General features: G+C 25.8%; 18 protein-coding genes and 1 other RNA gene. 11 read left to right on the forward strand and 8 right to left on the reverse strand.

The features are described 5' to 3' along the window. Window positions 1–53 precede the first annotated feature (53 nt). From rpsP to ACXYRK_RS00805, 5 genes are all read left to right on the forward strand, one after another. Window positions 54–290: a 30S ribosomal protein S16 gene (gene rpsP / locus ACXYRK_RS00785; RefSeq protein ID WP_435129610.1), complete on the forward strand. Its 237-nt coding sequence runs from the start codon at window positions 54–56 to the stop codon at window positions 288–290. 1 nt (window position 291) lies between these two features. Beyond that, window positions 292–975, forward strand: a complete 684-nt coding sequence (gene trmD / locus ACXYRK_RS00790; RefSeq protein WP_458617559.1) for a tRNA (guanosine(37)-N1)-methyltransferase TrmD — start codon at window positions 292–294, stop codon at window positions 973–975. Next, a complete protein-coding gene (rplS, locus tag ACXYRK_RS00795; RefSeq protein WP_435129605.1) occupies window positions 965–1,315 on the forward strand; it encodes a 50S ribosomal protein L19 in 351 nt (116 codons plus the stop codon). The genes trmD and rplS overlap by 11 nt, the downstream gene beginning before the upstream one ends. 82 nt (window positions 1,316–1,397) lie before the next feature. After that, window positions 1,398–2,210, forward strand: a complete 813-nt coding sequence (locus tag ACXYRK_RS00800; RefSeq protein ID WP_458617561.1) for a DUF5378 family protein — start codon at window positions 1,398–1,400, stop codon at window positions 2,208–2,210. Window positions 2,211–2,271: 61 nt separating this feature from the next. Continuing rightward, window positions 2,272–3,063: an alpha/beta fold hydrolase gene (locus ACXYRK_RS00805; RefSeq protein ID WP_458598019.1), complete on the forward strand. Its 792-nt coding sequence runs from the start codon at window positions 2,272–2,274 to the stop codon at window positions 3,061–3,063. Between the two features lie 38 nt (window positions 3,064–3,101). Here ACXYRK_RS00805 and ACXYRK_RS00810 read toward each other — a convergent pair whose 3' ends face one another. Together ACXYRK_RS00810 and ffs are read right to left on the reverse strand one after the other, a co-directional pair. Then, window positions 3,102–3,581 carry an NUDIX hydrolase gene (locus tag ACXYRK_RS00810; RefSeq protein ID WP_458617563.1) on the reverse strand — a complete coding sequence of 160 codons (480 nt, stop codon included), beginning with the start codon at window positions 3,579–3,581 and terminating at the stop codon, window positions 3,102–3,104. A gap of 8 nt (window positions 3,582–3,589) precedes the next feature. Continuing rightward, window positions 3,590–3,686: signal recognition particle sRNA small type (gene ffs / locus ACXYRK_RS00815), an RNA gene on the reverse strand. A 180-nt stretch (window positions 3,687–3,866) separates the two neighbouring features. Here ffs and ACXYRK_RS00820 point away from each other — a divergent pair. Genes ACXYRK_RS00820 through ACXYRK_RS00830 form a run of 3 tightly spaced genes read left to right on the forward strand, consistent with a single transcriptional unit; the run spans window position 3,867 to window position 10,219 of the window. After that, window positions 3,867–6,002, forward strand: coding sequence for a type I restriction-modification system subunit M (locus ACXYRK_RS00820; RefSeq protein WP_458617565.1), 2,136 nt, complete (start codon window positions 3,867–3,869; stop codon window positions 6,000–6,002). Beyond that, on the forward strand, window positions 5,989–7,338 hold the full coding sequence (locus tag ACXYRK_RS00825; protein ID WP_458617567.1) for a restriction endonuclease subunit S: 1,350 nt from the start codon (window positions 5,989–5,991) through the stop codon (window positions 7,336–7,338). Before ACXYRK_RS00820 ends, ACXYRK_RS00825 begins: the two co-directional genes overlap by 14 nt. Further along, the gene (locus ACXYRK_RS00830) at window positions 7,328–10,219 is read left to right on the forward strand and encodes a type I restriction endonuclease subunit R (RefSeq protein WP_458617569.1); all 2,892 of its coding nucleotides are present in this window, start codon (window positions 7,328–7,330) and stop codon (window positions 10,217–10,219) included. Before ACXYRK_RS00825 ends, ACXYRK_RS00830 begins: the two co-directional genes overlap by 11 nt. A 42-nt stretch (window positions 10,220–10,261) precedes the next feature. Here ACXYRK_RS00830 and ACXYRK_RS00835 read toward each other — a convergent pair whose 3' ends face one another. Both ACXYRK_RS00835 and ACXYRK_RS00840 read right to left on the reverse strand, forming a co-directional pair. Continuing rightward, a complete protein-coding gene (locus ACXYRK_RS00835; RefSeq protein WP_458617571.1) occupies window positions 10,262–11,026 on the reverse strand; it encodes a hypothetical protein in 765 nt (254 codons plus the stop codon). Between the two features lies 1 nt (window position 11,027). After that, window positions 11,028–13,025 carry a S8 family serine peptidase gene (locus ACXYRK_RS00840; RefSeq protein WP_458598027.1) on the reverse strand — a complete coding sequence of 666 codons (1,998 nt, stop codon included), beginning with the start codon at window positions 13,023–13,025 and terminating at the stop codon, window positions 11,028–11,030. 269 nt (window positions 13,026–13,294) lie between these two features. On the opposite strand from ACXYRK_RS00840, the gene eno reads away from it, so the two are divergent. Together eno and ACXYRK_RS00850 are read left to right on the forward strand one after the other, a co-directional pair. Next, on the forward strand, window positions 13,295–14,656 hold the full coding sequence (eno, locus tag ACXYRK_RS00845; RefSeq protein ID WP_458617573.1) for a phosphopyruvate hydratase: 1,362 nt from the start codon (window positions 13,295–13,297) through the stop codon (window positions 14,654–14,656). Between the two features lie 118 nt (window positions 14,657–14,774). Next, window positions 14,775–15,674: a hypothetical protein gene (locus ACXYRK_RS00850; protein ID WP_458617575.1), complete on the forward strand. Its 900-nt coding sequence runs from the start codon at window positions 14,775–14,777 to the stop codon at window positions 15,672–15,674. 257 nt (window positions 15,675–15,931) lie between these two features. On the opposite strand, the gene ACXYRK_RS00855 is transcribed toward ACXYRK_RS00850, so the two are convergent. Both ACXYRK_RS00855 and ACXYRK_RS00860 read right to left on the reverse strand, forming a co-directional pair. After that, complete coding sequence (locus ACXYRK_RS00855; RefSeq protein ID WP_458597760.1) at window positions 15,932–16,366, reverse strand: hypothetical protein; 435 nt, start codon at window positions 16,364–16,366, stop codon at window positions 15,932–15,934. Beyond that, window positions 16,342–17,019, reverse strand: coding sequence for a Fic family protein (locus tag ACXYRK_RS00860; protein ID WP_458597762.1), 678 nt, complete (start codon window positions 17,017–17,019; stop codon window positions 16,342–16,344). Before ACXYRK_RS00860 ends, ACXYRK_RS00855 begins: the two co-directional genes overlap by 25 nt. 147 nt (window positions 17,020–17,166) lie before the next feature. Between ACXYRK_RS00860 and ACXYRK_RS00865 the strand changes: the two genes are divergently transcribed. After that, window positions 17,167–17,529, forward strand: a complete 363-nt coding sequence (locus ACXYRK_RS00865; RefSeq protein WP_458597764.1) for a hypothetical protein — start codon at window positions 17,167–17,169, stop codon at window positions 17,527–17,529. 151 nt (window positions 17,530–17,680) lie between these two features. On the opposite strand, the gene ACXYRK_RS00870 is transcribed toward ACXYRK_RS00865, so the two are convergent. Further along, complete coding sequence (locus ACXYRK_RS00870; protein WP_458597766.1) at window positions 17,681–18,415, reverse strand: MAG0110 family membrane protein; 735 nt, start codon at window positions 18,413–18,415, stop codon at window positions 17,681–17,683. Window positions 18,416–18,422: 7 nt separating this feature from the next. Then, window positions 18,423–18,956 carry a hypothetical protein gene (locus ACXYRK_RS00875; RefSeq protein WP_458597768.1) on the reverse strand — a complete coding sequence of 178 codons (534 nt, stop codon included), beginning with the start codon at window positions 18,954–18,956 and terminating at the stop codon, window positions 18,423–18,425. Window positions 18,957–18,977 lie beyond the last annotated feature (21 nt).

The following is an 18,977-nucleotide window of genomic DNA, read 5'->3' on the forward strand; positions in this document are numbered from 1 at the left end:
TACAACATTTTAGAGTGTCAAGTAAAATTACTTGACAGCAAAGGAGGATATTAATGGTAAAAATAAGACTTAAACGTATGGGAAGTAAATTCAAACCAGTATATAAAATTGTTGCTGCTGATGCAAGAGCTCCACGTGATGGAAGATTTATTGAAGCATTAGGACACTACAATCCATCGACTAAGGAATTTGTTTTAAACAAAGAGGCTACAGTTAAATGATTAAATCAAGGTGCAAAACCTACTGACACAGTTGCGAACCTACTTAAAGCTCACAAAGTATCAAAATAAAATGAAAATCAATTTTTTAACCTTGTTTCCAAATTATTTCACACCTTTTTATCAAGAAAGCATTATTCATAAAGCTATTGAGAATAATATTATTGAAATTAATGTTATTGATTTTAGAAATTTCAGTAAAGACAAACACCATAAAGTAGACGATGAAATTTATGGCGGTGGACACGGTCTTTTGCTTCAAGTTGAACCAATTGATTTAGCATTAGATTCATTAAAGAATCGTGGTGGTTATAAAATCTTAGTTTCACCACAGGGTAAAACTTTTAACCAACAAATTGCAAATGAATTATCTAAAAAGGATCAAATTACATTAATAGCAGGTAGATACGAAGGTTTTGATGAAAGGGTTGTTGAACTAGTTGACTTAGAATTATCAATAGGTGATTATGTTTTGACAGGAGGAGAACTCCCAGCAATGGTTATTGCTGATAGTATAATTAGATTGCTACCTGGTGTTATAAAAGCAGAATCACATATTAATGACTCTTTTCAAGGACAAGGTTTATTAGATTACCCACAATATACCAGGCCAAGAGAATATAAGGGTATGAAAGTCCCCGAAATCTTGTTTAATGGTAATCATAAAGAAATTGATAAATGAAAACGAGATGCACAATATACAAAAACATTAAAAAATCGTCCCGATATCATTGAAAGGATTCAAAATGAGAAATAAATTATTAGAAGTAGTAGAACAAAGTCAGTTGCGTAATGATTTACCAAACTTTCAAACAGGTGATAATGTTCGTGTTTCAGTTCGTATCCGCGAAGGTGAAAAAGAACGTATCCAAGTTTTTGAAGGTTTAGTAATTTCTAAAAAAGAATCAGGAACAAGAGAATCATTTACAGTTAGAAAAATTTCTTATGGAATTGGTGTTGAAAGAACATTCCCTGTACACTCACCTTTAATAGCACACATCGAAGTAGTACGTTCAAATAAAGTTCGTAGAAAAAGATTATTCTACATGCGTGATCGCAAAGGTAAAAGTGCTCGTCTTAAAGAAATTAAAAGATAATATATCCTATCCTCATTTAAACCACGCTGTGGTTTTTTTATCTTTTTGCATAAAACTTATATAATTTATTAGTTAGGAATAAATGAAAAATGGATTTTTAATACTTATTTTGTTTTTGTCTTTTGTTTTTGCTTTTTTACCTTGGTATATAAACAAAAAGACAAAAAACAAACTTAGAAAAAGATGGATAAAAATTAGCATCGGAATTACATTATTAATATACTTTGCTGCAGCAAGATGATTTAGAGATATTGCTTTAATTTCTGAAATTACATCAGCACCTAGCAATGATTTTTATCGAAGCACTGTTTTGTCAAAATCACTTTTACTCGATATATGTCCGATGTTATATTTAATAATTAGCATCCTGTTGATAAGTGAAAAAAATCATAAAATCATTTCGTATATTGCTCCGACAGCAGCTCTTTGTGGATTTTTAACAGTTATTTTTGTTCCTTATACTGAACCACAGGCATCAATAAATTTATGATATATTTTTATCGGTACATCATTAAACAAACTTTATTTTATGTTGCACTTTATTATATATGTTATAGGAGCATATTATTATATATCCTATTACGATAATAAATACAAAGATATAATTTACACAAATACATTCTTCCTTATTCAACTTATATATACTACTATAATGATTTTTGCACTTAACATAACACACAATGCCTCTGGTTTAGTAAATCAGGATTGACAATATGGAGGAGAATTTTACACAATTACCTCTATTGTACCTATTCCAATTCCATATATTGCAATAGTATTTCACATAAGCATTATTTTCTTAATTTCTTCTTTAGTGTTTTTTAAGGTTTTTCTTTATAGAAAATGACAAAAATTTCTACAAAGAAAACAAGAAATTTTATTTCAAAAAATATAAAATACATAAATTTTAGATGTTATAATTTTATCTATTAATAAATAGATAAAAGAAAGGTTATATGAACTTAAAATACGATTATCCTTATGTTTTTAAAGATAACAACCAACCTAAAAACCCAATTATTTTTGTACATGGATTTAACTCAAGAGCAGAAATTCATAATGTTTTTATGGATAAATGAACCCTAAGTGATTATTATGCAATTTCTTTTCCAGGTAACAACTTATTAGAAGCAAAAAATAATGATGAAATTAGCGTTAACGGTTTTTCTGATTTATTAATTAAATTTATCAAACAAAATAATTTAAAAGATGTAGTTTTAATTGGCCATTCAATGGGAGGTGGAACTATTTCGCTTGCTTATAAAAAAGCACCTGAACTATTTTCAAAAATGATTTATGTTGCTCCGATGAATAAATCATCATTAGTTAAAAAACAAGACTATTTAGATACATATTTTCCTAAAACTTTTGATGATTATAAAGTTTTCTTAAAAGCACTCTATTTTGATCCAACTAATCTATTTGAAAATAAAGATTTTATGGAAAATGAAAGAAACAACTTTAATCCTTGACTTTATAACAATCCTACAATTTTAAAACTCGGACACAGCTTGCCAGATATAAATTTGATGAATCAAATTGAAGCAGGGTTAAATAAAATTAATGTTCCTACCTTATTAATGTTGGGTGAAAAAGATGCTGTTATTGATAGAGAAAACTGCATCAAATATTTTAAGGAAAATGTTAAAGATATCCAAATTGAAGTTTTTAATAAAGTTGGTCATATGCTATATTTTGAAAGCTTTGATAAATACTTTAAAATTATAAGTGATTTTTACAAGAAATAACCAAAAGCACTGTATACAGTGCTTTTTATATTAAACTATTATTGCCTGATAGTAATTATTTTGATATCTTGTGGTAAATTATCTAGTTGATCTACCAAAAATCTGGGAAAGAAATTAATGTCTTTAAGTTTGTCAATATCTATTCATTTAAAAGCAAAAACATTCCCATTTTCTTCAAATATAAATTCAGGTTCTAATATCTTTTCAAACGAAACAGGTGTTGCTGAAACAATTATAGATAATTCGTGGTAACGTTTTAAATTAAAACTATTTACATAAAACGATTCAATCAAAAAATGCTTATGTATATTCACAACATTTATATTCAATTCCTCTTTGATTTCACGTAAAACCGCTTCATCAATACTTTCGTGCATAGCAACTTTCCCGCCTGGTAAATATCAATAACCATTTCATGGATCACTTGCTATTAAAATTTTATTCTCTTTACGAATAATCACCCCAACACGGTATTTAAAACGATCGCCATTTTCTAATTCAAAAAAGACATCTGACATAACTTTCCTTATCAAAAAAAACCACCTGACACAACACTTCCTCATATGGCTGCTGTATTTCTACCCTGACCAAGTTAGTGGGTTATTGTTCTGATGGCTTTTATATTATATAAAATTTATACAAAAAGCAAAGGAAAGAAAAGTAAGTTTTAAAAGTTTTAAACAATAAAAATTTTCTTCGAAAGCAAACTAGAATATAACCAAATAAGCACCATAAAAGCAACATATTATATCATTATGATATAATTATTTTAATATTTCAAACATACTATATAAGGACAAATTATGGAAAAAAACATAGAACACAACAAATTAATTAGTTTTATTTGATCAATAGCAGAAAGTCTTAGAGATGTATATAAAAGAGGAAAATATAAGGATATTATACTTCCGATGATTGTTATCAGAAGATTTGATGCTTATTTGGAAACTAAAAAAGAAGAACATGATAAGTTAATCGATGAATGTAAAAGTAAAAATTTAAATGATCATGAAATTCTTGCATTAGAAAAATTGCCTTATTTTAATAGAACCAAATTATTCTTAAGACATATGTTAAATGAATCTGGACAACAAAAGTTAAAGGCTAAGTTTATCAGTTACTTAGAAGGATTTTCAGTGAATGTTAGGGATATTTTAGAAAAATTTGATTTCTTTCACCAAGTTGATAAACTTTCTGAGAGTAATGTTTTATTTACCATAATTCAAAAATTTGTTTCAAATAAAATAAATTTAAGTCCTAACGACATTGATGGTGAGCCTGGTTTAGATAATCATGCAATGGGTACTGTGTTTGAAGAAATTATTAGAAAATTTAGTGAAGAAAATAACGAAGAATCCGGAGAACACTTTACCCCTCGTGATGTGGTTGAACTAATGGGTGAACTTGCTGTATTACCAGTAATAGACAAAATGGAAGAAGCTACATATATGCTTTATGATGGTGCTTGCGGAACTTTAGGAATGTGTACAGTCGCATCAGATATCATCAAAAAACATGCATCAGAAAGAAATAAACAAATCGATGTCTTAATTTATGGGCAAGAAGTTAATGCTGAAACTTATGCTATTGCAAAAGCAGATATGCTGATTAAAGGAAACTCTAATGATAGTGAAAACATTAGATATGGTTCTACTATATCAAATGATGGATTCAGGAGTGAGAAATTTACTTTTATGTTATCAAATCCCCCTTATGGTAAAAATTGAGAAAATGATTTGGCACTACTTACTATTGACACAAAAACTATTTCTGATTCCAGGTTTTTAGCAAAAGCAAAAGATAATACACAATTAAATATGATCCCACCAGTTAGCGATGGACAAATGTTGTTTTTACTTAACAATATTTCTAAGATGGAGGAAAGTGGTATTGGAAGCAGAATTGTTGAAGTTCATAATGCTTCTGCTTTATATAACGGAGATGCAGGGAGTGGACCGAATAATATTAGAAGATATATTATTGAAAATGATTTGTTGGAAGCGATTATTCACTTACCTAAAAATATATTTTATAATACAGGAATTCCTACTTATATTTGAATTCTTGCAAACAAAAAAGAAGAAAGAAGAAAAGGTAAAATTCAACTTATTGATGCTACAGAACTTAAGACAAATATGAAAGCTAATTTAGGTCAGAAAAGTATAGAAATATCACAAGAAAATAAATTAGAAATTCTTAAATTATATCAAGATTTTAAAGAAACAGAGAATTCAAAAATTTTTAATAACGAATTTTTTGGATACTATGAAATTACAGTTGATAGACCTTTAAAGGAAGCAATTAATTTAAGTAACGAAAATATTAACAAGATGGAATCTTTATATAATCAAATTCTTGGTTTAACCAATACCGAACTCATAAACAAATTAACACAACTTGGTTTAGGTAAAACTAAGGCTTCTTTATCTGAATTAACAGATAAAGAAAAGATGTCTGCACATTTTGAAATTTTAAAACAACTCCAATCTGTAGATTTGTATTTAAATACAACAGAATTTAAATACAAATACAATAAATTAGCAAAAAAATACAATATAAAAGAATTAACATTTCAAAAACTTAAAGACACAGGGTTACTTTCTTTATGTATACAAAGAAATCAAAATGCAGATATTATTTACGATAAAGATGAAAACATTGTCCCAGATCTACAACTTAGAGATAAAGAAATCGTTCCAATGAACTATAAAGGTGGTATACAACAATTTATTAATGATGAAGTGATTCCGTATTTCTCAGATGCTTTTGTTAGTGAAAAATTAACAAAAGTAGGATATGAAATAAGTTTTACTAAAGTTTTCTATAAACCTTATCAATTAGAAAAAGTTACAGATATAATTAAGAAAATTAATGACTTAGAAAAAGAAACATCTGGATATATTTCTGATGTTTTAAAGGATATCAATGAACAAGTATAAGCAATATAAGGATGTAGATTTTCTTTTTTTAAAGCAAATACCGAGTCATTGAAATCTAAAGAGAAATAAATTCATCTTTCAACATAAAATAGATATATCAGGCGAACAATGAAAAAAATATAATATTCTTTCTTTATCAACTAATGGAATTGTAGTTAAACCAAAAGATGATTTAAAAAACAAAGGAAGAAAACCTGCAAATTTTGCTAAATATCAAATAATCAATCAAAACGATTTTGTTCTTTGTTTATTTGATTTAGATTTATCTGCTGTTTTTTCAGATGTATCAAATTATAACGGAATCATAAGTGCTACTTATGATGCTTTTGTTGTAAAAAGTGGATTTGTAAGGTATTATAAATATTTATTTGATTATCTTTTTCGAAGCAGAACCTTGGAAAGATTTTCAAAAAATGTTAGATATAGCATAACTGTAAGTAGTTTTTTGTCGTTATATTCTTTATTTCCTCCCCTCCAAGAACAAATTCAAATTGCTAAGTTTTTAGATTGAAAAATAAATGAAATAAATAAGATAATTGATAAAGAACAAAAACACATCCAATTACTTGATCAACTATCTAAATCCCTTATCAACGAAGTTGTAACAGGACAAATAGATGTTAGAGATATAGATGTCAATAACATAAACGATATATATATATATAACAAGAAATATAGGGAGTATAGGGTTGTAGATGAACTTGTTTTTAGTAAAATTCCATCTTATTGAAAAAAAGCAAAGTTAAAGAAAGTGACAAGAATTACAAAAGTTAATGATATAAAAACAGAGAAAGAATTTCCGTTGTTTAATGCAAAGCATTTAAGACATAAAAAAGATGTAATTACACAATCGGAAGGTCCTTTTGTTAAAAAGGATGATTTAGTTATACTTGTAGACGGAAACGCTGGGGAAATTTTTAAATTAGATGAGGATGGTTTTTTGGGAAGCACACTTAAAAAGTTAGAAATAAACAAGAATATATATAAAGATTTTTACCTTTATTTTCACTACCTGATTATCCCTTATTTAAAAGACCACCGAACCGGCGCTGTTATCCCACACCTTGATAAAGGTTTATATTATAATATCTCACTCCCCCTTCCTCCCCTCCAAGAACAAATTCAAATTGCTAATTTTTTGGATATAGCTACATCTCAAATAAACACTAAAATAAATAACAAGAAACAAATAATTGAAAATCTTAAGAAACTTAAAGAATCATTAATTGCAGAAGTTGTAACAGGACAAATAGACGTAAGTAATATATCTGTTCCTAACTATCAAAAAATAGATAACGTTTTAGATGATTCCATAGAAGAAGAAAATGAAAACTAATCCAGAGCAACAATTAGAACATAAAATCATTGATGCTTTAATTAAAAATGGATTTAAATATATAAAACATCAAGAATTATCTGAAACATTTGATCACCAACATGCAATTGATAAAACACAATTATTTGATTTCTTAAAAACTACACAACCAGATAAATATAACAAATCTTTTGTTTCTGACAAAGAACAAGAAGAATTTTTAATAGCATTATATAATGCTATTAAAAATAAAGGTGTTTTAGAAATATTAAAGAAGGGATTTAAATATAAAAATAATACTTGAACTTTGTTTTATCATCTATTAGATGAATCTTTTCCTGAGGAAATTAAGAAGTTTAATCAAAATTCTTTTGTTGTTACTAATCAACTACAATATAACAAAAAAGAACATAGAAGTGTTGATTTATGTATTTTAATCAACGGTTTACCTGTTTTTACTTTTGAACTAAAGACCTTACATTCAAGCAATAATAATAGTTATAAAGATGCAGAAAAACAGTATATCCAAACGCGACCAAATACCGAACACATATTTAGTGATAAGGTATGTATCGCACACTTTGCACTCGATGAAAAAAGTGTTTCTTTTACTGCAAAAATAGATGGAGAAAACACTAAATTCTTACCTTTTAATAAAGAATTTGATGAAATAAACAAGAAATCATCAGATTTCTTGTGAACTGAAATTTTTACTAAACAAGATTTAACAAATTTAATTACTAATTTTTGTTATATAAATAACAAAATTCAATACTTTCCGAGATATCATCAATTTAGAGTGGTAAACAAAATAATAGCAGATGTAAAAGAAAAAGGAGTTGGACAAAAATATTTAATTCAACATAGTGCTGGTAGTGGAAAATCAAATTCTATTACTTGATTAGCAAATATGTTGTCAATAAACCTTAAAAAAGAAAATAAAAATATTTTCGATAGTGTTCTTGTTGTAACTGATAGAAAAAATCTTGATCAACAAATGAGACAAAACCTACTTAATTTTATTGAAAATAGAAATTTTATTGCTAAAGCACACAATGCAAAAGGTTTACTTGAACATTTGCAAGAAAACAGAAAAATAATAATAACTACTATCCAAAAGTTTCCATATATTATTAATGAAATATCTAATTCTGCTTCTCTTAAGGATAAAAGCTTTGCTGTTATAATTGACGAAGCCCATTCATCACAAAGTGGAAAATCAGCAAGTAAATTAAATGCTACACTTTCTGGTAAACTGCAGAAAAAAACTCAAGATATAAGTATAGAAGATTATTTAGTTGAACATTTAGATGCTCAATCTTTGCCTAAAAATGTTAGTTTTTTTGCTTTTACTGCTACTCCAAAAGCAAAAACAGTTGAGAAATTTGGTAAGACTTTTGATCTATATTCTATGAAACAAGCAATTGATGAAGGATATATTTTAGATGTATTACAATATTATATTACTTATGAATCTTATGTTTTAATTAGTAGTAATAATAATGAAACACAATTAGAAGTCAAAAAAGCAAATAATGAAATAAGAAAAAAGATAAAAAGCGATCAAAAAGCAATTGAACATAAAAGCGAAATGATAGTAGATTATATAATCAATCACACTTCTAAAAAGATAAATAATAAAGCAAAAGCTATGTTAGTAACAGGAAGTGTTGAAAATGCTATTAAATTCTTTTTAAAAATTAATGAATTATTTTTAAAAAGAAAATTACAATTTAAAGCATTAGTTGCTTTTACAGGTGAAAAATCAATGAAAGGTAAATCATATACTGAAAGTTCACTAAATGGGTTTAAAGATTCTTTTACAACAAAAGAATTTAGAAAAAATGATGATTATAAAATCATTGTAGTCGCTGATAAATACCAAACAGGTTATGATGAACCTTTATTACATACTATGTTTATCGACAAGACTTTATCTGATGTTAATGCTGTGCAAACGCTTTCAAGGTTAAACAGAAAGTGAGAAGGTAAAGTTGATACATCTATTGTTGATTTTGTAAACGATAAAGAGGATATTCAAAAATCTTTTCAATTATATTATGATAATGTTAAATTAATCGCTGAAACCGATATAAAAAATCTAGATAAAATAATTAAAGAATTAAATAATTTTGGTGTTTATACAAATGATAAAATTAAAGAATTTTTGGAAATTCTTTTTGATAAACCAGAAAATGACAAACAAGAATTTATTTTAAACGAATGTGAAGAAAGATTTAATAATCTTGATTTAGAATTAAAAAGATTATTTAAAAATAAGTTATTAACTCTTATCAAAACAGTAGACTATATGTTAAATTTTAAGAAAATTAATGAAGCAATATATAAGAAATATTTGTTTTTTAATCATTTAACAAAATGATTACATATTGATGATATTCAATCGGATGTTAAGGGAATAATTGATAAAAATATAAAAATCCATTCATTTGCTTTAATAAAACAAGAAGAAAAAGTTTTGTCTCTTAGTAAAGGAACAGGTGAATTAAGTCCCAAAAGCATCACAAATGATCAACAAATTTTAGACAAAGAATATGATACATTAGATAATATTACTAAAAAGTTTAATTCTTTTTATGATTACTTTTTTAAAGCAACAACAACAAAAGAACAAGGACTTGAATTGATTAGTATTTTAAAAGATAATGTAAACACTTTCAGAAAAGATCAAAATGTTATGAATGCAATTCAATGAAGTTCTGATAGTGCAAAAAAAGAAAAATTAAATAAACTGATTAAGAAATTATTTGCAAATCTTAAGTTGAAAAATCATATTCTTTATTCAGAAATAGAAGAAAAACCTCAACTAAAAGAAAAAGTAATAGATTATTTTTTCTTTTCTCTTTCAAACTACGATTCTTTCAAAAATCAATCGTCTTAAACAAAGAGAACACCTTTTACAGATGTTCTCTTTGTGTATCTATTATTCATCTTTATATAAATTTTTCAAATACTCATAAAATTGTTTTGTTTGATCATTGTTTAATTCAGGATTGATAATTATTGTCTTTGTTTTATCAAGGTATTTTATATCCATTTTTAATTCCGACATCATATTATAAAGTGGTATATCATAATTTACTCCTAAACCGCTTGTGTCTACAATATTAAAGTGTAAATTTATTTGATTTTTGTTTTTATCATCGACGACAAGACTTATTTCATCAATAGCAGGACTCCGTGTTCAACTTTCATACATCAATAAATTTTTGGTTTTGAAAAATTTATCAATATCTTCGTTATTTAAATAAATTTCTTTAAATTTTTCTCTATTTTTTTGTTGAAACTGTTGTTGTGTTAATGTATTTAAGTCTATTTTCAAGTTTGTTTGTAAGTGATTTCTTCAGCCAAATGCCCTTACTGTCTCTAGACTAAATTTGTTTAGAAATTTTTCGTCTAGTTCTTGCTCTGATGTAATTAATTCATATTTATGATCAAAGATATATTTAAACTTTCCTTTATTTTCTGTATTACCTGATCAAAAGTAAGTAAAATAAGGATCATAAATTGTTTGGATATTATTATCTTTATTATATTTAGAAATAAGAGATTTAAATTTTGTTATATCTGATATCTCATAATCTTTTATTTCTTTTTTATTAGAGTCAAGAGATGAGGAAGTACAAGAAGCAGTTAATAAACCTAAACTAAACGAAAAAGGAAAAAATCATTTCTTTAGTTTTTTCATACTATCTTTCTTGAACTGTATATGTCATTGCTAAACTATCATTAATCGAATTATCAAACAGTGCATCAGAATATTTTTTCACTTTTAGTCTATATATCCCAGATTCTGGTGTTATATATTCTAAAATCTCATCATTAGAATTAATCGATGTGATGCTTTTTACAACAGTTCACTTCCCAAAACTATCTTTTTTTTCTAAATATAAATCATAATCAGAAAATAATTTATCGTTTTGTTTTTGATTTATTGTTTTTAGATTCAATCTATCTTCATCTATATGGGTTTCATGCCATTTTACCTTTTCTTTTGCTAATCTTGCTCCTTCAACTGAATTAGCAATAACACCTCCTAAAACACCTAAAAATCATCATCAATTCACATTTGCATTATATGTAGGTAAATTTTCTGGTGCCTTTAATAAACCTGCATTAAACAACCAAGAGCTTGCTCCTTTAATTTTTTTGTCTTTTTGAACATAAAACTCTCTTGTTGATAAAACAAAATCACTATCAGATTTTGAAACTTCCTTAGTTACTAAATTATCTGCTGCTTCTAACATATTTTCAAAATCTACAATACCAGACCCGTATTTTTTAGAATATCCATTTGGTTTATAATTAAGATTATTTACTTTTGGAGTTCTGGATGAAGCACCTATAATCGCTTTTATTGATTGCAATCTGATTTTATCCTTATCCAAAAAGTTTCTTTCTCTTAACAATGTTGAAACAAGTCCTGTAACAATAGGTGTTGCAAAACTCGTTCCATCAACTCAAATATCCTTTTTTTCTCCAAATTGATTAAGTTGTTTTCTTTCATATAAATATCCAGGAGCAACTACATTAGGTTTTGCAAGTGAATTATAATTGTCTGGAAGAAGATAATTTGAGTATGGTGCTATTGAGTCTTTTGGATCTTTTGATCAATGGTAATAATCTAATGCTCCTACAACTAGGTTATTAAATGAAAGAGATTTTCAATTTATTCATTCATTTTCTATTCCGTTTTTATTGTTTCCATTACCTGAAGCAAAAATATTTACAACACCATATTTTCTTGATATATAATCTAGAAAAAGATTGATTTCACTATAATCCTTTCTTTTATTGTTTGGCCCTGCTCCGTAACTATGATTTATAACCCTTACTCTTTTATTTTTAACCATTCATTCGATTGCTTTTTGTCATTCTGAATCATAAAAGTATGTAGAATAGAAAACTTTTGAATATCTATCATAACCATGTGTACCTGCAACTATATTTGCTACCTCGTTTGGGTGATGTGATAATTTTGAGTTTGAAATGTTATTTCACTCTATACCATATCTTAGAAAACCATCAAGCTTTCTTTCATCTAACATTCCGTTAACTTCTATAACTCCTACATTACCAATATTATTGTAGTATCGATTATCCTCTTTGTCTCTTTGCTTTTTAAAATCAACAAATTCTACATTTTTTGATATATCTGGATATTTATTTACTAAATAATATACATCTTCTTCATTTGTTTTATTAGTGTCGGATAATTTTTTGTTTTGAATTTCGTTAGGAAATACAATTCCTTTAAAAATTTCTTTTTTGTCTATTATATTTTTAATAAAGTTTTCTCTTTGATTTTCATTATCAAAATAAAATCAAACAATAGGCATCATTGAACTTATTTGATGTTTTTTAAATAAAACACCAGAATTTTGTATTTTATTAATAAATTCTTGGTTTTTTTGTTCTACTCAACTTTCTTCGTGAATAGAATTTTTTTCTTCATAATTTAATAGTAATTTTAATTCGTAATCGTTATTTATAGGTACATTTCTCACAGAATTAAACAGTTGTCCGTTTTTATTTATGCGAATCTCTAATTTTTTGTTTTGATATTCTAAATATCAAGGTTTTTCTTCTTTTTTTGATATGCTTGTAACTGTTAAGGTAGCTATACCTATAACTGATGTAATAAAAACACCGCTAAATAAAAATATTTTTTTATGTTTAATTTTCATATATCTCCTTTTAGTAATTTTGTAAGAATCAAATTACTTATTTAATTTCTTACAAAATTATTTTACATAAAAAGAAATATTAATACCAGAAATTTTTATTAAAAACATATTTTCTTTTTGATATCTGCAAAATTTGTGAAAACACACAATCCTTGCTTCCTACATATTTTATTATTTATTAAAAAAATATGTTATATAATTTTTTAAATATTTAATATTTATAAAATATGAAATAACATAATTTATATAACATTTTAGAGGAGACATAAATGTCAGCAATTAAAAAAATACATGCACGTGAAGTGTTGGATTCTCGAGGAAATCCTACTGTTCAAGTAGAAGTTACAACTGAATTAGGTGGATTTGGTTCAGCAATGGTTCCTTCGGGAGCTTCAACTGGTTCAAGAGAAGCTTTAGAACTAAGAGATAAAGGTTCTATGTATGAAAAAAATTGATTCGGTGGAAAAGGAGTTATGTTAGCTGTTGATCATGTTAACCAAATTATTGCTCCTGCTATTGAAGGTATTGAAGTTACTGAGCAACGTTTAATTGATCAAAGAATGATTATTTTAGATGGAACACCAACTAAATCTAAATTAGGTGCTAATGCTATCTTAGGTGCTTCGTTAGCTGTTGCTCGAGCCGCTGCAGATGAATTACAATTACCACTTTATAAATACCTAGGAGGTTTTAACGCACATCAATTACCACTTCCTATGTTAAATGTTATCAATGGTGGTGAACATGCTTCTAATACCCTTGATTTCCAAGAATTTATGATTATGCCAGTAGGTGCTAAATCTTTACGTCAAGCACTACAAATGGCAAACTTTGTTTTCCATAACTTAGCTAAATTACTTAAGAAAAACGGACACGGTGTTCAAGTAGGTGATGAAGGTGGATTTGCTCCAAACTTTAAATCACACGAGGAAGCTTTAGATTTTTTAGTTGAAGCTATTAAACTTGCTGGATATCAACCAGCTACATCTGGAGAAAATGCTGTTGCAATCGCAATGGATTGTGCTTCATCAGAATTATACAAAGATGGTGTATATACTTTCGGAAAACTTAAAGAAGCAATCGAATCTAAAAAACCTGGTTTTGAACACTTAAATGATGTTAAATTAACTTATACAACTGATGAAATGATTAAATACCTTGAATCTCTTGTTTCAAAATACCCTATTATTTCTATAGAAGATGGATTAGCAGAAAGCGATTGAGCAGGATTTAAAAAACTTACTGCTGAAATAGGAAATAAGGTTCAAATTGTAGGTGATGATTTAACTGTTACAAATACTGAAATTCTTAAATGTGCTATTGAAGAAAAGTCAATGAACTCTATTTTAATTAAAGTAAACCAAATTGGTTCATTAACAGAAACTTTTGATGCTATCCAAATGGCTCAAAAAGCAAATATGACTGCTGTTGTATCTCACCGTTCAGGGGAAACCGAAGATAGCACTATTGCAGATATAGCGGTTGCTATGAATACTGGACAAATTAAAACCGGATCAATGTCTAGAACAGACAGAATTGCTAAATATAATCGATTATTAGCAATCGAAGAAGAACTAGGAAATACAGCAACCTTTAAAGGTGTTCATTCTTTTTATAATATTAAGAAATAATTCATTTTATGAAAAATAAAAAATATTTTCATAAAATGAATGCTTATTTTAAACAAAGAAAGAAAATTTCTTTGTTTTTTTTTTTTTTTTTTGTATTCTAAATAAAGAAAGGATTATAATGCTTAAAGCTTTGCAAAAACTCAATTTATCTGCTGCTATTTTATCAGTTATTACTATAACTTTATGAATATTAACAACTATTTTATATCCTATCAAACAAGTTATTGATAGTAGAACATACAATGCATTATTCGTAAATATGTTTAATGTTATTCCCGTTTATGCTTCTATAACTGTAATAAATGTAGTTATTTATTTAGTAATATTCATCTTAATTATAATAATTTTTATATTATCATTTAGTAATAAAGCTTCTGAAATCGGAAATGTAAAAGTGATGATATTTGTTAACTCTGGATTGATAATTTTTTCACAATTTTTTGCTTGAATCCCGATGATTTCTTTATCAGCTATGTTTATTCATATTGCTATTACAGTAATGTTATTTATATCATCAATAGAATTAGAAGATATAATTAAGCAACAGACTTTCAAAAAGACAACAACATATAAATTAGCATTTACCTCTACATTTTTTAATTTTCTCATTATTTACTTGTTAATATTAATTCCATTAGTGTTTGTTACTGCATTTATGGGTGGTGAGCAAAATAATTCTTATTACGCAAGATTCGGTAGTAGAATTATTTCTCCAATAGAAATATTTTTGTTAAGTTTATTTCCGTTTTTATTATTTGCTTCTTGAATTATAATACTTATTATAAACACTATTTTGTATAGTATTCATTCAGAAAACAAACAATTAAGTTCACCAAAATATAATTCTTTAATTATTTTACTTTTAACATTCTTAATGCCATTTAGTTTTGGTATATTAACCGTTCCTGCTGCTATATTATCTTTGATACAAACATCAAAACTAAGAAAATTAAATGATGTGTTTGTTAAAACAAATCAAAACAACAACAAAGATGCATTTCAAAAAGTTTTGGCATAGTAGAAATTAATTTTGCTCAATTTTAGTATTTATGCATTTTTGCTTTAATATAATCAAAACAAAGTATTTCTTGACAAATTGCTTTGTTTTGATTATATTTAATATTTATACACAAGATATTAGATATTTGGTTTAGTTATAATATCAATGACTATCCTAGAATAATATTAAGTTTGAAAAAATACATATAATACAAACAATTAAAGCCTATATAGAATAGTAAAAGACCAAACAAAACAACACAAAATTGTGTTGTTTTATTTGGTTAAAAAATTAAAGTCATAATACTCATACTTATAAAAAGAATCAAATTCTTTTTTGTTAGAGAAATTCTTATTAAAATTAAGTTGGTATAATGGTGATTTATAGTTATTTAAACATATTTGATTATATAAAATAAAACTCTTATAATTACTCAATTTATAATTTTGGACTTTTTTATATAAATCAAAATGATTTTTATAAATTATTCTAATGTTATTTATATTTAAAAGTTTTACTGATTCTTTATACATCTTCACCCATTTTAAAATTAAATTAACATTCATTTTAAAGTCGGGTTTAGTATATATCATTTCTTCCTTTAAAAGTTCAGAAACAAACCGATAATTATAATTATTTTTATCTTTTACTTCATAAAAATATATATATTTAACTACTAAATCTTCTATAATATCTTGTCTTTTAAACATATATTACCTTTAGTTTTTAAAACAAGTCGTTTTAGCGGTTTAATATCACCTCTAATATCATACTCACTTAATGCTTGATAATATTCTTGTTTATAATCTGGATCTATATATAAAATATCCAAATTATGTTGAAGTTGCATCAAGAATAATATTGCTCTTCCTGTCCTTCCGTTTCCATCACTAAAAGGATGTATTTTTTCAAAATTACAATGATATTCTAAAATATTTTCTAATTTTTCGGTTGTTGTTTTTATTATATTTTCAAATTTAGCATTTAAGTTTTGTAATTTATATTCTACAACCGAATAATCACAAAGTCTAACATACGAACCACTAATTGCAACATTATGTCTTCTAAATAATCCTTTATTTTCTATAATATTATTCATTATAATACTATGAATTAGTTTTATTGTTTCATTATCTATTTTTAAATTATTATAATTATCCAAAATATATAAAATTACTTCTTTAAAATTTAGTAACTCATACACTTCTCTTAGTTTTTTAGTACTGTATTCATTAAAATTTATTTGTTTTTGTGATAATAATTCCTTTGTTTGTTGATATGTAAATGTATTATTCTCTATCACGCAAGAACTATGAGTTAATTTTAAAGCGAGTATTTCAATTTCTTTTTTGTTTTTTTTCATCTTTATTTAATTATATATAAAAATATTTAATAATAAAGCAGTAAAGTAGGACGTCGGGGTGGTGCTCCCGAGCGTCATTCTTTAATATTTTGCTTCAGTTTTTTTTTTTTTTTTTTTTTGTATTATTAAGTTATAAAGAAAGGAAAAATGAAAAAAATATCTAAAACTTATAATTTATCATTAACATCTACGATATTAAGTTATGTTATCATCTTATTTATAACACTTGTTTTTGTCTTTTACTTAGCAATGATATTTGGCGGTTTTCCATATGTATATATTGTGTTTTTGGTTTTTGTTATTCTATCTATATTAACTTATATACCAGTGCTTGTTTTAAATACAATAATATTTGGTTACCAAATTAATAACAAAGAAAAACAAGATATAACTTATTATTCTATATCTATATTTGTTCTTACTTTACTTGTTCCGGTTTTATTTGGTTTATTTATTATCCCTGTAGCAATATTAAATACTATGTTATCTACTAAGATTAATAAAAACTAACAATTTAAGTGAGAAATCAAAACCATTTGAACAAAAAGCAATATAAAACATCACAATGTGATGAACCAAAATGCAATCTAAAAAGCTACACTATAAAAATTAAGTTATTGTGTAGCTTTTTAGATTGCATTTTGGAAATAAGTATAACCACTTATTTTTTACTTGCTCCCATTATTAACATTAATAATTGTAATAATATCGATGCTGCATTAACAAATAATCTTATACCAACACTTAATGCATATTTAAATTGAAAATTAGAATCTGTATAGACCACATAATTTAATTCTTTACGTACTTGATATATATCAGCTGCTGTCATCGCTGCAATCAATACAATAGCAACTGCTGAATAATATCAAGTAATACCAAAAACAAATATTGATATAAAAAACATTACAATTAAAGCAATTGATAATACACCTATGAAAGCATATAAGAATTTTATTTTAATTACTTCAAAATAACCTATTAATCCAAAAACTCCAATAATTAAAATTGGTAATAAACTTATTCCTAGAAATCTAACTGTATCTAATTTATAAACTTGTAAAAAGAAAAATAAAATTCCCGTAAATATTAGTATCCAAGTCCCTAACTGAAACAAATAATAAAAATAAATAAATTTACTTTTAATTTTATATAAAAAACCTGATACAAGCGATAAAACAAACAATGCTGCTAAACCTACTCATAACATTATAAGTGCTATTTGGGGGTTATTATTTCTTCTTAAAAAATATTGAATCACTAACGAAATTGTTATAACAAAAGCAAAAGAAAAACCTAATACTGCTAATGAAATTCCTCATAATTTTGCCTTCTTTTTTCTTTCAATATTTATATCTATTTCGATTCCTGATGCATTTAAATTTATATCGTTCATATTACCTTTACCTTTCCTCTTCATTAATATTTTCAGCTGTTAATTTTAATTCATATGGACATGTTAATAATTTTTGATCTTCGCTAAATTGCACATATTGTGATTGTTGTGAGTTGTATCTACGATTATATTCACTTCCGTCTAAAAATTTCACTTTTAACAGCGGAACATTTAGAATATCACGTTCTTCAGCAGGTTTGGATAGAATAACCACAGGATATAGTTCTAACTCATAACCTGTTAATATATTTTTCTTTATCATCTTTATTTCTTCTTCTCAAAAGAAATTAAGAATATTTTGATAATTATGTTTTAATATATCATTCTTTTCTTGATCAGTTAATTTTTGATATTCTACAATATCTTTATTAAATAAATCATTAAAGTATTTATAAAACTCTTCTTCTTTAAACAAGTCCTTTTGTACTTTTTTATACTCACTTAAAAATAAATCGAATAATCTTAAGTCTTCAGAAAAACCAAAAATATAATGAGATGTTCGACCACATTTGTTACATTTTGCAGTTACATATGATGCCATTTTTTCTCCTTTTGTAATTAT

This window comes from Mycoplasma sp. AC1221 (genome assembly GCF_054353815.1).